Source organism: Microbacterium hanjuni (genome assembly GCF_043556395.1).
Lineage (GTDB): Bacteria > Actinomycetota > Actinomycetes > Actinomycetales > Microbacteriaceae > Microbacterium.
In genome coordinates this window covers 849,149-863,101 of the sequence record NZ_JBIGIK010000002.1, presented here as the reverse complement: position 1 = coordinate 863,101, position 13,953 = coordinate 849,149, and the positions used below count along the sequence as shown (strand labels likewise).

Annotated in this window: 10 protein-coding genes and 2 tRNA genes; 5 read left to right on the top strand and 7 right to left on the bottom strand. The window is 66.0% G+C overall.

Annotated features, from left to right (window positions below):
- Positions 1 to 38 precede the first annotated feature (38 nt).
- Together ACFXP5_RS11870 and ACFXP5_RS11865 are read right to left on the bottom strand one after the other, a co-directional pair.
- Entirely contained in the window at positions 39 to 617 is a 579-nt protein-coding gene (locus ACFXP5_RS11870; RefSeq protein WP_394544757.1) for a hypothetical protein, read from the bottom strand.
- 155 nt (positions 618 to 772) lie between these two features.
- On the bottom strand, positions 773 to 1,441 hold the full coding sequence (locus ACFXP5_RS11865) for a helix-turn-helix domain-containing protein (RefSeq protein ID WP_394544756.1): 669 nt from the start codon (positions 1,439 to 1,441) through the stop codon (positions 773 to 775).
- Between the two features lie 461 nt (positions 1,442 to 1,902).
- Between ACFXP5_RS11865 and ACFXP5_RS11860 the strand changes: the two genes are divergently transcribed.
- Genes ACFXP5_RS11860 through ACFXP5_RS11850 form a run of 3 tightly spaced genes read left to right on the top strand, consistent with a single transcriptional unit; the run spans position 1,903 to position 6,727 of the window.
- A complete protein-coding gene (locus ACFXP5_RS11860) occupies positions 1,903 to 5,193 on the top strand; it encodes an AAA family ATPase (protein WP_394544755.1) in 3,291 nt (1,096 codons plus the stop codon).
- Positions 5,190 to 6,041, top strand: coding sequence for a hypothetical protein (locus ACFXP5_RS11855; RefSeq protein WP_394544754.1), 852 nt, complete (start codon positions 5,190 to 5,192; stop codon positions 6,039 to 6,041). Before ACFXP5_RS11860 ends, ACFXP5_RS11855 begins: the two co-directional genes overlap by 4 nt.
- 50 nt (positions 6,042 to 6,091) lie before the next feature.
- Positions 6,092 to 6,727 carry a hypothetical protein gene (locus tag ACFXP5_RS11850; RefSeq protein ID WP_394544753.1) on the top strand — a complete coding sequence of 212 codons (636 nt, stop codon included), beginning with the start codon at positions 6,092 to 6,094 and terminating at the stop codon, positions 6,725 to 6,727.
- Between the two features lie 565 nt (positions 6,728 to 7,292).
- Here the strand turns inward: ACFXP5_RS11850 and ACFXP5_RS11845 are convergent.
- From ACFXP5_RS11845 to serS, 5 genes are all read right to left on the bottom strand, one after another.
- Positions 7,293 to 7,384: transfer RNA gene (locus ACFXP5_RS11845), tRNA-Ser, on the bottom strand.
- Positions 7,385 to 7,627: 243 nt separating this feature from the next.
- Entirely contained in the window at positions 7,628 to 8,899 is a 1,272-nt protein-coding gene (locus tag ACFXP5_RS11840) for an LCP family protein (RefSeq protein WP_394544752.1), read from the bottom strand.
- A gap of 64 nt (positions 8,900 to 8,963) precedes the next feature.
- Positions 8,964 to 9,048 (bottom strand) — tRNA-Ser (locus tag ACFXP5_RS11835).
- A 160-nt stretch (positions 9,049 to 9,208) separates the two neighbouring features.
- The gene (locus ACFXP5_RS11830) at positions 9,209 to 10,123 is read right to left on the bottom strand and encodes an HAD family hydrolase (RefSeq protein WP_394544751.1); all 915 of its coding nucleotides are present in this window, start codon (positions 10,121 to 10,123) and stop codon (positions 9,209 to 9,211) included.
- Positions 10,120 to 11,385, bottom strand: coding sequence for a serine--tRNA ligase (gene serS / locus ACFXP5_RS11825; protein ID WP_394528411.1), 1,266 nt, complete (start codon positions 11,383 to 11,385; stop codon positions 10,120 to 10,122). Before serS ends, ACFXP5_RS11830 begins: the two co-directional genes overlap by 4 nt.
- 75 nt (positions 11,386 to 11,460) lie before the next feature.
- Here serS and ACFXP5_RS11820 point away from each other — a divergent pair, with 75 nt between their 5' ends.
- Together ACFXP5_RS11820 and ACFXP5_RS11815 are read left to right on the top strand one after the other, a co-directional pair.
- The gene (locus tag ACFXP5_RS11820; RefSeq protein ID WP_394544750.1) at positions 11,461 to 12,483 is read left to right on the top strand and encodes a diacylglycerol/lipid kinase family protein; all 1,023 of its coding nucleotides are present in this window, start codon (positions 11,461 to 11,463) and stop codon (positions 12,481 to 12,483) included.
- Positions 12,484 to 12,549: 66 nt separating this feature from the next.
- A complete protein-coding gene (locus ACFXP5_RS11815) occupies positions 12,550 to 13,920 on the top strand; it encodes a cryptochrome/photolyase family protein (protein ID WP_394544749.1) in 1,371 nt (456 codons plus the stop codon).
- Positions 13,921 to 13,953: the final 33 nt, after the last annotated feature.

Sequence of the window (13,953 nt, the reverse complement as noted above, 5' to 3'; positions counted from 1 at the left end):
GTTCAGTGTTGCAACGCCGGGCCGGAAGCCCACATGCGTCATTCGTAGCGCTTGCGGGAGCCGCCAGGCGGGCTCTGTTCTTCGATCGCCGCCCACACGCGTTGGCCGAGTACACGGTCATAGGCGTCGAGCACGTCCCACGCGGGATGTCGAGCGTTCGTCAACAAGGCGACGGGACGGCTGAGATGCCGACGATCTTTTCGACTCAGCGAGGCGAGATCGAGCGAACGCACGGGCCCCGCAGCCGCGGCGAGCACGACCAAATCCTCGAGATGCCGCGCGGGATTGCGCGGATCGACTGTGAACGCAGCGCTTTTTGCCACGATCGCGCCCACAGCGTCAGGCACGTCAACATCGATGCTCCGGTCGCCATCCATGACGGTGTAGGTGTCGCGACGTCGCAGCGCTTGAGCCGCGCCGGGCGATCTCAGCAGCGGTCTCGCCCGCCATCGTGTCGGTCCATTCACGTTCCGTGCCACCATCACATCCACGACGTCCGGCCCGCGCACGAATCTATGCATAGGGCTCCCCGATGTGGGTTCGAGGGTCTGGAACCCCAGCCCAACGATCGCACCCGCAACCACGTTCACCGTCGTAGCGGTGACGTCCAACAGCATGTCAATATCCTGCGTAGGTCGGCTGGATTCAACCCCCGCACGGATCGCGTGCGCATGAACCATAAGCCCACCCACGAGTACCCAACCGCCCGGGGGCGCGGCTTCCGCAATCTCAAATGCGAGCGGCCAGGGTGGGACACTCCCGGGCACGGAGATCACATGCCGGCGCCCAGCCATCGATTCCTCATCTGCTCGAGAGCCTCGAGGCCGGCGCCTCGCACCCGCGCGTTTGTCGAACGCGTAGCGTCGACCGCGATCAACGCTCGCGGCGCACGCTTCCAAGGAAAGACATCATCACGAAAAGTATGTAGGTACACGTTGCCCTCGGCATTTGGGACCAAGCGCGCCTCGTCGATCAACTCCTCCATCGAGGCGACGCGTCGATACCCGTGAACCGTGCGGCTTAACCCCGCAAGTCGTTCCCCGGGGTCGCTGACGATCTCATCGAACGCGCTCTCGCCCGTCAAATGCATGAGTTCAGCGGCGAGCGGGGGCTGTCGCGTCTCGTACCGGTCCACAGTTACCGCCTGAGCCAGCGCGGACGCGAAAACCGACACCGGACGATGCATAGCTGTGTTTCGTAGTTTCCGGGCATCCCCGCAGCTGCCCGTGGACAGCACATCGATCATTGTGCGCGTCGATGCGACACTGAGCGGACGGCCGCCATTCCCACGCGTGAGTTCCTTATGTTGCACCGAGCCGAGATCAACTGCCCACGTGCGGTGAATATGCCGCCCCAACAACTCTCCCGAGTTCAACATCTCGACCACGCGGCGACGTGACACGCCCAGCCGTTCGGCCGCCTCATCGGTCGTGATATCCATCCTGCGCAAAACCCTTCCCTCGGGGGAATAGTTTTGCACCAAAGGCACGGGAGCACCAGCCGGTTGGCGAGCTCTCTGCTGTCCGTCGGTCCGCCCAGGACCCAGCGGCCAAGTTCTTCAAGGTAGCCTCATAGTTCGCGCTTCAGCCGCGCTGAGTCCCCATGTAGCACTTGCCGTCGCGGGACCTCGTCGTAAGCGATTGCACGCGAATCGAGCTGGATTCCTCGCGCACTGCAGATGGATCTAGAGCCCGGTGCGACCTATCGCGTCCTGCCGGATTCTGCGATGAACGCGGGCACACACCGCCCGCTCACGGGAACGTTGAAGTCCCTGCTTACGTCGGCAGTCATCTTCGAGAAGTCCGCGCCCGGACCAGCACTTCCATGACCGCCGCCTTAATTACCGCCGCGCGACCGGCGGTCCGCTATTCTGCGGCAATGGGGCATCGACTTACGGCACTCGTGCTGTTCGTCACTTCTTTCGACGCGCCCTTGAACCCTGGGGAGCTGCCCGGTCCCTCAACTGGCTATCAAGATCTCGATGGCGCTGGCGAGGTCGCAGCAGCGGTTGCAGAGCAGTTGAAGGGGATCGGCTACGCCGTCCGTCTGCACAGCGAACCAACTGCCGAAGAACTGGGCGCGCACGTGGAAAGCCTCGTCCACTCAGGAGCGGCAGACGACTTACGCATAGTCCACGTCATCAGTCACGCCAGCGTCTCCCCCTCTATCGACAAGCTCCATATCATCGGGCGTGATAGTACAGCGCACCCAGGAGCCATCGTTGAGCGCTGGCTCGAAGCGGTGGAGTTCTCGCAGTCGCCGCCGACGCTCTTCGTGCTAGATACGTGCTTCGCCGGAAAGAGCACGACGGTTCCGTGGGACGACAAGAGAGGGAATACAGAGCCACGAGCAGTCGTGCTCGCAGCGTCTGCGTGGGACGACCGTGCATACGAGTTTCGTCTAAGCAAGGCGGTGACCTCGCTACTCTCTGATCCGGACGCCATCGACGCCTTTCCCTCTCTTCCTCACTTGAAGTGGGACCTTGTCGCGCGAACCCTTCGGGATCGGATCGCGGAACTCGCCGAAGGCACTGGTTACCCCCAATTCCCAACGAGCACTCCCCTCGATCCAACGGTCGTGGACCTTGACCGGTTCGCACCATTTTTCCCGAACCCCCATTACCTCCCACCATCGCCCGCCGAAGCTGCCCGCGACGCTGCGCCGGTAGCAGTTGCCCCGTTCGTCGACGGGGTTGACGTCGGACACTTTCTCACGCGAGCGCTAGCCCACCAGCACACCGACTCATCACCGGGGCTCTTTCGGGGACGTGACGACCAGCTCTCCAATCTTTCGCAGTGGTTAGACCACGATTCTCCAAACGACCGCATCCGTATAGTCACCGGCGATCCAGGGTCGGGGAAGTCCGCGCTTCTTGGTGTGTTGGTCTGCTCGATGCTCGAGCCGCTGCGCCAACCCACCGCACGGGCTTGGCAACATCTGCCGGTCGTGCCATCGCCCCTGAAACGCGCGGCAGCCGTCCATGCGAGAGGGAGGGGGCTTCTCGAGATCGTTCACACGATCGCGGAGCAGCTTGGACTATCCAGCGCCATGGAGCGCAATATTGAGAAAGGGGCAAGAAGCGTGGTGGCCGCTCTAGTGGATGCGGTCGGCGAGGCGCCGCGTCCTGCGACGATAGTCGTCGATGCCATCGACGAATCGCCGGAAGCCTCACAAATAGTTCGCCAACTCCTCATCCCCCTTGCTAGCGACCGGCGAAATGCGAGCGCAACTTGCCGACTGCTGATCGGAACGAGATCGGGTCCGAACTGGCCGGCGGCGGAGCCAATTATTGAGCTTGCGAGAATCGACCAGGTAATCGACCTCAGTGCCGTATCAACTCTAGTTCTACGGTCAGACCTCTTCGCATATGTACGAGATGCATTGACTGCAGACGCACAATGGGGGCAGCAACATTCGCGCTACGCCGAGATTGCCGCTGACCAAGTGTCAAGAAAACTTGCCCTCTCTCACGACACGGAAAGTTGGGGCGAGTTCCTCGTTGCGGGTTTGTTCGTCGATCACCTCGCCCGCAACGTTGCTCCAGACAACGAGCACGCGCTGTCGGCGGCGCTAGAGGGAATCCCGCAATCACTGCCCGATGTGCTCGAATTACAACTCCAAAACGAGGATGGTGAGAGTAGCCGCTTGCTTCTGACAGCGTTCTCGCTCGCCAAAGGGGAAGGCATCCCCCTCAGCTTGGCAGGCCGCATTGCAGCGACGCTGGCCGGAGACGATCTGTGGACAGCGGAGGAGGCTGCACGCGTCCGGGACCGGATCATTTTTTACCTCCGGGCGACGCCAGATACAGACGGCACGTCTCTTTACCGGCCGTTCCATGAGGGGATTGCGCGTCACCTGGTTGCACGACTCGTCCAAACGGATCTGTCGAAAGTGCTTGACGTTGTCATGGACTCTCGCCGACTGGGTGGTGCACTCCAGTGGGCGGATGCACCGCCCTACCTCCAGCGGCACCTGCTCGAGCACGCGCGAGACGCCGGGCGCGCGGGAGAACTGCTCCAAGATCCTGAGGTCCTCGTACTAGTTGATCCTGCAGCGATCCAGCGGCTCGTCGCCCCGCGCTCAGAGCGCGCTTGGTCACCCCCGCCCGCCTACGGTCTTGTCCGCCTGGCCGGCACTACTCCGCACCAGCGACGAGATCTTCTGATGCTGGCCGCAATCGAGGACGGCGATCACGAACTGTCCCACGCTTTGCAAGCCCACGCTTCGAATCAAAGCTCATGGGACCCAACCTGGACCATACTCGGCACCAAGGTGAGAGTTGTGGACGCAGAGTCGAAGTTGGAAGACTGGATTACCACCACCGCACTCCTCCCTTCGACGGAGTCAGCTCGGGTTGTCACGGGACATGAGTCAGGTTTGCTGCGAGTTTGGGACGTCATGTCGCGCGAACTCGTAGGAGGGACGGTGGATCGCGGCTCAGCTGTCGTATCGCTAGCTCTCGCCGCAGTGGAGGAAAGTTATGTCGCCGCCATAGGCCGCATTGATGGCAGCGTGGGCGTGTCAGACCTTCGCACCGGTCGGCAGATCAGCGCCTTCTCCACGGGAGGCAAGGCGGTTAGCACCCTAAGAACTGTGCCACACGGCGTCCATTTCATTGTCTACGCACTCACCGTGGACGGGAGCGCATTCGAATGGCGCTCAGACACCGAACAGGTCAGGCGGATCCCCCCAGGCGAGTTCCCCTTCCGCGCGATCGCTACAGGCGTGATGGATGGCGTCCCGCACACCGTGACAGGAGACGATCGAGGCAACGTAAGAGTCTGGAAGCGAGGAACCTCAACGCCGCTCAGCGTAGTGTCCGGGCACGCCGCCCAGATCCGCGCCCTAAGCTGTGCTCGTGTGGGCGGCAGGCTCGTTGCTGTCGCCGGGGACGCACGAGGAGGGCTGACGGCGTGGGACGTGACTCACGGCACTGAACTCGCCCGATCACCGTCTGGTCACGACGGAGCAATCAGCAGCATCACGTGCGCGACCGTCGACGGAACAGCGGTAGTGGTCAGCGGAGGAGACGACGCGAGTGTGAGGACGTCGGATCTGCTCACCCTTCGCGCTCTCGATGCGCCACTCACGGTGATCGGCCCAGTTACAGAACTATCAGCTGGTCCGCTTGACGGGCGGCTGGCAGTGCGATCAGGTGGAAAGGTCGCCGTTTACGAATGGAGTCGCGAATGACGGCGATCGTCGGGGTTCACGGGGTGTGGAACTATCACCGAGCACAGACCGCGGAAGGACTAAGCGAGGCCTGGACAAGATACCTCCGGTCGGGCTATCGCGGCTCGGACAATCGCAACCTCCCTGAAATCGAGGTGGCGTACTACTCGCCCGACCTTCGAAGCCTAGTGACCCAGGGAGGCCCTGACCCTGAGCAACTAACACCCGGCGTTCGGGAGATGGTTGCGAGTTGGCTGGGCAACGTGGAAATCGTGCCGGGCTTGGATGAGGGTCGAACAGTCTCGCAGGGGCAATTGACCGTGCCGATCCGCGAAGGCGTCGAACGCATTGCTCGACTGCTAAAGGCGGAGCCGACCTTGGTCAGGCAATTCGTAGCCATGTTCTTCGGCGAAGTTGCCACGTACTTCGACGCTGAACGAACCAAGCAGAGGCTGCGGGTCCAATCGATCGTGCGAGACGCCGTCGGACGAAATAGCCCCCGCGTCGTCATCGCTCACTCGCTCGGAGCCGTGATCACCTGGGAAACACTTATGGCGAATCCTGATCTGCCGACGATCGACCTAATGCTCACACTAGGCGCGCCCTTAGCAATGCCCCAGGTTGTCTTCGAGAAACTCACTCCCTCACCTTTGCCTGGCACCAAACTACCCAGGCCACCACAGGTGAAACGATGGGTTAGTCTGGCAGACCCTGGAGACTTGGTCGCCATCGTGCGACCATTGTCACAATTCTTCGACGTCGACCTGGAGCTTGAACCCAGAATCGGCGCCTTCAAGTTCCATAACGTCGACGGCTATCTGAGCGATCCAAGCGTCGCCGCGCTCGTGGATTCCGTTCTTGCCCCATAGGCAGGAAAGCACCCACCTCGCCGAAATCGGCAGGCCTTTGACTGCTGCGCTTGGAACTGGACCAAGACGAGAATATCTCGGCCCGCGTGAGCCTGTCGGAGCTCGTAATGTTCACCGGTCCCGGGATCGTGCCGAGCCAGCCCGCCGCCGCCGCCGAGGCTACTCTGTGGGCTCGCTTGGCCACGCACCCGGAAGTGCCTCCGGCGATGGAAGTCATCGTGCGCGATCCTCTCCTGCTTACCGGCGCGGATCCCTCACCCGCGAACGCAGAGCGGGTTACCCACGAGTACCGCCGCCTCGCGCAAGGTCCCGGCGCGAGTCTTCACGTGGCCCTCGCCACCCTCCGTGCCAACACCATTGCGCGCTCTAGAAAGATTTCAATCGAGGCCTCGGTCCGCGGCGACATCCTCGCGCTCGCTGAAGGAGCGCTCACCTCACCAATCCTGCCCGGCTTCTCCCTCCGCCACATCGGCGCCCTCATCGAACCGCCACGAACCGGGTCACGTCCGGCCGACGATCGCGACAGAACACGCGCCGTCCTCGACCATGTCGAGACTCAGCACGCGGATGAGTCCACGTCCGATTGGGCTGCGAAATACCGAATACCTGCCGCGGACACAAACGCCGGCCGACACGCGGCGCGCCGTCTGCACGTCGAACGGTTCCTCGCTCAGCTGGTGGCATGAGAGCGCCGACCGGTAGCCGACTGAAGCACTCGAACGATGAGACGAGGGCCCTCCAGTATCGCGGGCCGAGCGAACGTCGAGCCACGTCTCACACGGTACGGAGACGTAAAAGAACTATCGGCGACCATGTCGAACTGCCGCAGCAGCCGCCTGGTGGATGGTGCTGCACTTGTCGGCCGCTTTAGGCCACAACGCCCCCACGCCTGGTGCATCCAAGGCGCACATCCCCTCGAAGGCTGGAGGGCTCCCCTGTGGGTCGGGCTTGACCGCAGGCCCCTCCGTGCTGCTCGACATGGAAAGGGGGAGGCCGAGGGATTCGACCCCTCGGTCCTCTCGTGGCAAAAACGTGGCGCGGGCGGAAGTCTGCAACACAAGGGCGCGGGCGGGCTGCGTGGAGTCAACAATCTGTAACGGGTCCACCGTTAGGCGACACCGGCACGATAGGTATGCCTGACCAGGACATTTCGTGCCACGAATTTGCCACGTACTGAGACGAGGTCCAGGGTGTCCAGAAGTGGCGATCGGTGCCAAACCGGGCCGAAAAGGGCATCTGAGTAGCCCCAAGTGGCGGAGACGGAGGGATTTGAACCCTCGGTCCCCGTGAGGGGACTCCACCTTAGCAGGGTGGTGCACTAGGCCGAACTATGCGACGTCTCCAGGCAAACGGCGTTGAAACGACCGGATGCGCGCGTCCATCCTAACGGCAGAGCACGGGTGGTCTGAAACCAGACGATCTCGCTCACCCGCACCGAATCGCGGGTGCGGGCGACACCGCGCTCAATTCCGTGCGGGGGAAGCGAGGCGCCCGGCACTCCCCCGCACCGAAATGCGCCGGGATACGTGCAGACCCCCAGGACCGTGCGGGGGAAGCCCCCGCCGGGCGCGCGACGCGCGACCGGGTCAGCCCGAGCCGGTGAGGTTGCCGTTGGAGCAGGTCTCCTGGGCCGCCGTCTGTCCCGCGATCGAATCCGGCAGGGCGATCGCCGTCTCGGACGGCGTGGGCGTAGCGGCGTCCGTCGGCGGCGGGGTCGCAGCATCCGTCGGCGCAGTCGTCGGGTCGACCACGACGACACCGTCTCCCTGGCTCACCTCGCCGGTGAGCTCGAGCGGCCGGTTCGTCTCGAGGGCCGCCCACAGCTCATCGGCCGCGTCGTAGTTCGGCACCACCCGGTTGGGGTTGGACGGATCGGGGCTGGTCGGGTACTGCAGGAACACGATCTCATCGAACGGCACGTCCTTCACGGCGAGCGCGATCTGCGCGAGCGTGAGCGGGTTCGTCAGGGAGGTCGACGGGTCGATGCTGTCGAGCGCCGTGGAGGCGAGGCTGTACAGCGTGGCGGGGTTGGAGAGCACCTGGTCGCTCACCAACTTGCGTGCCAGACGCGACATGTACTGCTGCTGGTTCGAGATCCGGCCGAGGTCTCCACCGTCGCCGACCCCGTGACGAGTGCGCAGGAACTGCAGCGCCTCGACGCCCTGGATGGTGTGCATCCCGGGGCTGAGGTCCAGGCCCGTATACCGATCGCGGATACCGCCCGAGACGCAGACGTCGACGCCGCCGATCGCGTTGGTGATCTCGATCACCCCACCCCACGTGAGAGTGGCTGCGAAGGGGATGTTCTGCCCGCTGAGCTCCGAGATCGTCTTGACGGTGCACGACAGCCCGCCGTAGGAGAAGGTCGTGTTGATCTGCTGCTTGCTCATCGCCGAGGTGGTGTTGCCGTCCTCGTCCGTGCACGAGGGGATCGGGATCTCGAGGTCGCGCGGGAAGGAGATGACGGTCACCCGGCGCGGCTCGTCCGAGATGTGCACGAGCATGTTGACGTCGTTGAGCTCGCTCTCCGCGTCGGGACCGGTGCACCGTCCGCCGAAGATGGCCTCGTACTCGGGCTCGCACTTGTCGGTCCCGGCGATGAAGAGGTTCACGCCCCCCTCGATCGCACCGATGTCGGGCGGCACGGGCGATTGACCCTCGAGGTCGACGGCACCCTCGACATACCCCGAGGAGAGGTCGTAGACGAGGTACGCGGCGACACCGGCTCCGGCGACCAGCACGACCGCCATCGCCACGGCGATCATCTTCATGAGCTGGGAGAACGGATGCGGGGAGGTCAGACGCCCGTGGCGTGCCACCGTACGGCGGCCGCGCGGCGCGGGCTCGATCTCGCTCACTCGGGTCCTCTCGGGCGGATGCTCCCTACCCACCCCGGGTGCGGGGGAAGGGAGAATTACGGTGCGGAGGGTGTGGGATTCGAACCCACGGGACATCTCTGCCCACTGGTTTTCAAGACCAGGTCCATCGGCCGCTCGGACAACCCTCCCGAAGATCCCTCCCCGAATCTCGCGTGAGAGCGGGGAAGCATCCGTCGAACGGCGTCGAGTCTAGTCGACCCTCATTACCGCCCATTGTCACCATCGCCCCTGGACAAGCCCTGATAGGCGCGCCAAACGAGCGGATGCTACGGGCCCGACCGCCCGGGGTCAGAGCCCGCGCAGCACCGCGGCCACGCCGCCCTCGGTCACGCTGAGACCGACCTCGCTCGCCGCCTCGTGCACCTCGATGGGGCCCTGCTGCATCGCGACCGCCCGGCCGCCGTTGCGTCGAGCCCACTCGAACATGCCGATGTCGTTGCGCCCGTCGCCCATGACCAGCACGTGGGCGGGGTCGATGCCGAGCCAACCGCGCACCAGTTCGAGGGCGGTGGACTTGTCGACGCCCATGGGCGCGATGTCGAGCCACGCCGTCCACCCGATCGCGTACGACACCTGGTTGAGACCGATGCGAGCGACGAGGTCGACGAAGTCCTCGTCGGTCTGGTCGGGCGAGACCACGACGACGCGGCAGACGGGCTGGTGGGTCAGCTGCTCGAACGACACCTTGCCGGCGCCGCGCAGGTTCCAGTCTTCGAGGTACTCGGTGTACAGGCGCGTGCCGTCGGGCAGTTCGACCATGTACCGGGCGTCGCTCAGGTGCTCGCGCAGGAGCGCAAGCACCTCGGACGCGTCGAAGGTCTCGGTGTGGGCCCGCTCGTAATCGGCCGCGGTCACCGAGCCGGTGTCGTCGCCGAGGCGGCGCATCACGACGGCCCCGTTCGAGCAGACCGCGTATTCCGGCCAGATCCCCAGGCGCTTCATGATCGTGTGGGTGCTGTCCCAGGCGCGCCCGGTGGCGAGCATCACCTCGTGGCCGCGTGAGCGGGCGTGCTCGATCGCCTCGACGATGTCGGGCGAGAGCGTCTCGTCTTCGAGGATGACGGTGCCGTCCACATCCAGCGCGATGAGCATGCGCCCGACGCTGGGGTTGTCGGCGATGCCGTCCACGATCTCGGCGGCATCGGCGACGGAGGTCACCTCGACACTCCCCGTCTCGGGCAGGGTGTCACCGCCGCGGGTCATGTCAGGGGCTCCATCACTTCGAGGCCGCCGAGGTAGGGCCGGAGGGCCTCGGGAACGGTCACCGAACCGTCGGCGCGCTGGTGGGTCTCGAGCAGGGCGACGATCCACCGCGTGGTGGCGAGGGTGCCGTTGAGGGTCGCGACCGGCGAGGTCTTGCCCCCGTCGGGGCGGTAGCGGATGTCGAGGCGGCGCGCCTGGTAGGTCGTGCAGTTCGAGGTCGAGGTGAGCTCGCGGTAGGCGTCCTGGGTCGGCACCCACGCCTCGATGTCGTACTTGCGGGCGGCGCTCGAGCCCAGGTCGCCGGCGGCCACGTCGATGACGCGGTACGACAGACCGAGGTCCTGCATCATGCGCTCCTGCATCTCGACCAGGCGCAGGTGCTCTTCTTCGGCGGCGTCGGGGTTCGTGTAGACGAACATCTCGAGCTTGTTGAACTGGTGCACCCGGATGATGCCGCGGGTGTCCTTGCCGTACGAACCGGCCTCGCGGCGGTAGCAGGTCGACCATCCGGCGTAGCGCTTCGGGCCACGCTCGAGGTCGAGGATCTCGTCCATGTGGTAGCCGGCAAGCGGCACCTCGCTGGTGCCGACGAGGTAGAGGTCGTCGTCGGCGAGGTGGTAGACCTCGTCCGCGTGTTCACCGAGGAACCCGGTGCCGCGCATCACCTCGGGGCGCACGAGCGTGGGCGGGATGATGGGGATGAAGCCCGCGGCCATCGCCCGATCGAGCGCGAGGGTCATGAGCGCGATCTCGAGGCGCGCGCCGATCCCCGTGAGGAAGTAGAAGCGGCTGCCCGACACCTTCGTGCCGCGCTCCATGTCGATCGCGCCGAGCTTCTCGCCGAGCGCGAGGTGATCGAGCGGCTCGAAGTCGAACACGGGCGGCTCCCCGTGGGTACGCAGCGTGACGAAGTTGGCCTCGCCACCGGCGGGAACGCCGTCGAGCACGATGTTCTCGATCTTCGACAGAGCGAGGTTCGCGGCCGCTTCGGCCTCGGTCGACGCGTGCTGTGCGGCTTTGACGCGCTCGCTCAGCTGCTTGGCTTCGGCGACGAGAGCGGCTTTCTCGTCCTTGGGCGCCTGCGCGACGCGCTTCCCGTGGGCGTTCTGGGCGGCGCGCAGCTCTTCGAAGGCGGTGATCGCCGCTCGTCGCACGCGCTCGGCTTCGAGCGCCTCGTCGACCGTGTCGGGAGACGCGCCCCGCGATATCTGGGAGCGTTTGACGAGAGCGGGATCTTCACGCAGCAGGGTCACGTCGATCACCCCTCAAGTCTAGGGTCGGGATGCTTCCCCTGCCGCGCGCCCGGACCCCGCCCGACCGCGCCCTAGGGTGGAGCCATGGCCGACGAACGCCCCGAGCCCGCGGCGGCGACGGTCGAACGCCGCGGTCAGCGGGTGGCGCTCGTGTACAACCCCACCAAGGTGAACCCCGCGACGCTGCGCGCCCGTGTGACGCAGCTGTCCACCGCCGCCGGATGGAGCGCACCGCTCTTCTTCGAAACCACGGTCGACGACCTGGGCGGCAGGGCTACGGAGCAGGCTCTCCTCGAGGGCGTCGACGCGGTTCTCGTCGCGGGCGGCGACGGCACCGTGCGCGCGGTGGCCGAAGCCCTCACCAGCACCGGCATGCCGATGACGATCGTGCCCAGCGGCACGGGCAACCTGCTCGCGCGCAACCTGAACCTCCCGCTCGGCGACCCCGACGCGATGATCCGAGCCACCTTCGACGGCGACCGCCACCCCGTCGATGCGTGCGTCGCGCGGCTGCGTCGACCCGACGGGACCACCGAGGAGCACGGGTTCGTCGTGATGGCCGGCATGGGACTGGATGCGGCGATGATCGCGAACACGAACCCCCAGCTGAAGAAGACCGTCGGCTGGGTGGCGTACGTCGACGGGGCGGCCCGCTCGCTCGTCGGAGCCAAACCGTTCCGCATCATGTACCAGCTCGACGACCACCGCCTCCACGCCGCCAAGGTGCACAGCATCCTGTTCGCGAACTGCGGCACGCTGCCGGCCGGCATCGAGCTCATCCCCGGCGCCTCGATCGACGACGGCCTCATGGATGTCGCGGTGATCCAGCCGACGGGTCCGTTCGGGTGGTTGGGGGTGTGGCGCAAGGTCGCGTGGGACAACTCGGTGCTGCGCCGGTTCCGCGCGGGGCGTCGGGTGCTCGAGCGGCGTCGCGACAGCTCGGTGCGCTACTTGCGCGGTCACGAGATGGAGACGGCGACCGCCCCCGCCCAGCCGGTCGAACTCGACGGCGACGAATTCGGCGAGGCGACCCGCATCCACTGCTGGATCGTCCCCGGGGGCCTTCGGATCGTGCTGCCCCGGGGCCACGACACCTCGAAGCTGTAAGCCCCCGAGCCGCGAACGCGTGTCAAGCGGTCAGGCGGGGTCGGAGGCCCTGGGTAACGTGGCAGGATGACGAGCCCTTCGATCGTGTGGTTCCGCGATGACCTGCGGCTCGCCGACAACCCCGCCCTGCAGGCCGCCGTCGAACGGGGCGAGCCGATCATCGGGCTGTACGTCCTCGACGAGGAGTCCGACGGTGTGCGTCCGCTCGGCGGCGCCGCCCGGTGGTGGTTGCACGGCAGTCTCACCTCGCTGAGCGAGCGACTTCGCGAGCGCGGCACGACACTCGTGCTTCGCCGCGGTGCGGCGGCCGACGCGGTCCGGGCCGTGGTGGCGGATGCCGGCGCGGGAGCCGTCTTCTGGAACCGCCGCTACGGGGGCCCCGAGCGCGATATCGACGCCGACCTCAAGAACGGGCTGCGTCAGCAGGGGCTCGAAGTCGGGTCGTACGCCGCATCCCTCCTCTTCGAACCCTGGACGGTGCGCACCGGATCCGGCAGCCCCTATTCCGTCTTCACCCCCTTCTGGCGGGCCTGCCGGGAGATGCCGACCCCGCGCGCCCCGCTCCCCGAGCCCGAAGAGATCCGCGGCCCGAAGTCCGCCCCCGCCTCCGACGAGCTCGACGACTGGCAGTTGCTGCCGACCTCCCCCGACTGGGCGGGCGGCTTCCGGGAAGCGTGGGAGCCGGGCGAGCCGGCGGCGCTCGCGCGCCTCGAGAGCTTCCTCTCCGACGACCTCGGCGACTACGACCGCTCGCGCGACGAACCGGCGGGCGACGCGACCTCCCACCTCTCGCCGCGCCTGCGGTGGGGTGAGGTGAGCCCGTACCAGGTATGGCACGAGACGGTCCGCCACCGCGGTTCAGGCACCCACGCGGCGTCGGCGACGCGGTTCCTCTCCGAACTCGGTTGGCGCGAGTTCGCGTGGCACACGCTGTTCCACTTCCCCGACCTCGCGACGCGCAACTGGCGCCGCGGGTTCGACGCGTTCCCCTGGCCGCCGCTGAACACCGAGCATCTCGAGGCGTGGCAGCAGGGGCGCACCGGAGTGGCGCTCGTGGACGCGGGCATGCGGGAGCTCTGGCACTCCGGCGCGATGCACAACCGGGTACGCATGGTCACCGGCTCGTTCCTCATCAAGAACCTCCTCATCGACTGGCGCGAGGGCGAGCAATGGTTCTGGGACACGCTCGTCGACGCCGACAGCGCGAGCAACCCCTTCAACTGGCAGTGGGTGGCCGGGTCCGGCGCCGACGCCGCACCATACTTCCGCATCTTCAACCCCGAGCTGCAGCGCACGAAGTTCGACGTGCACGACGAGTACGTGCGCCGCTGGGCCCCCGAGCACCTCGCCGCCGACGCCCCCGCGCCCATCGTCGACCTCGGCGAGACGCGCAAGCAGGCCCTCGCCTCCTATGAGGCGGTCAAGCGCGCCCGCTGACCCGGGGCACATTCGTCCGGGGGGACGGAATGC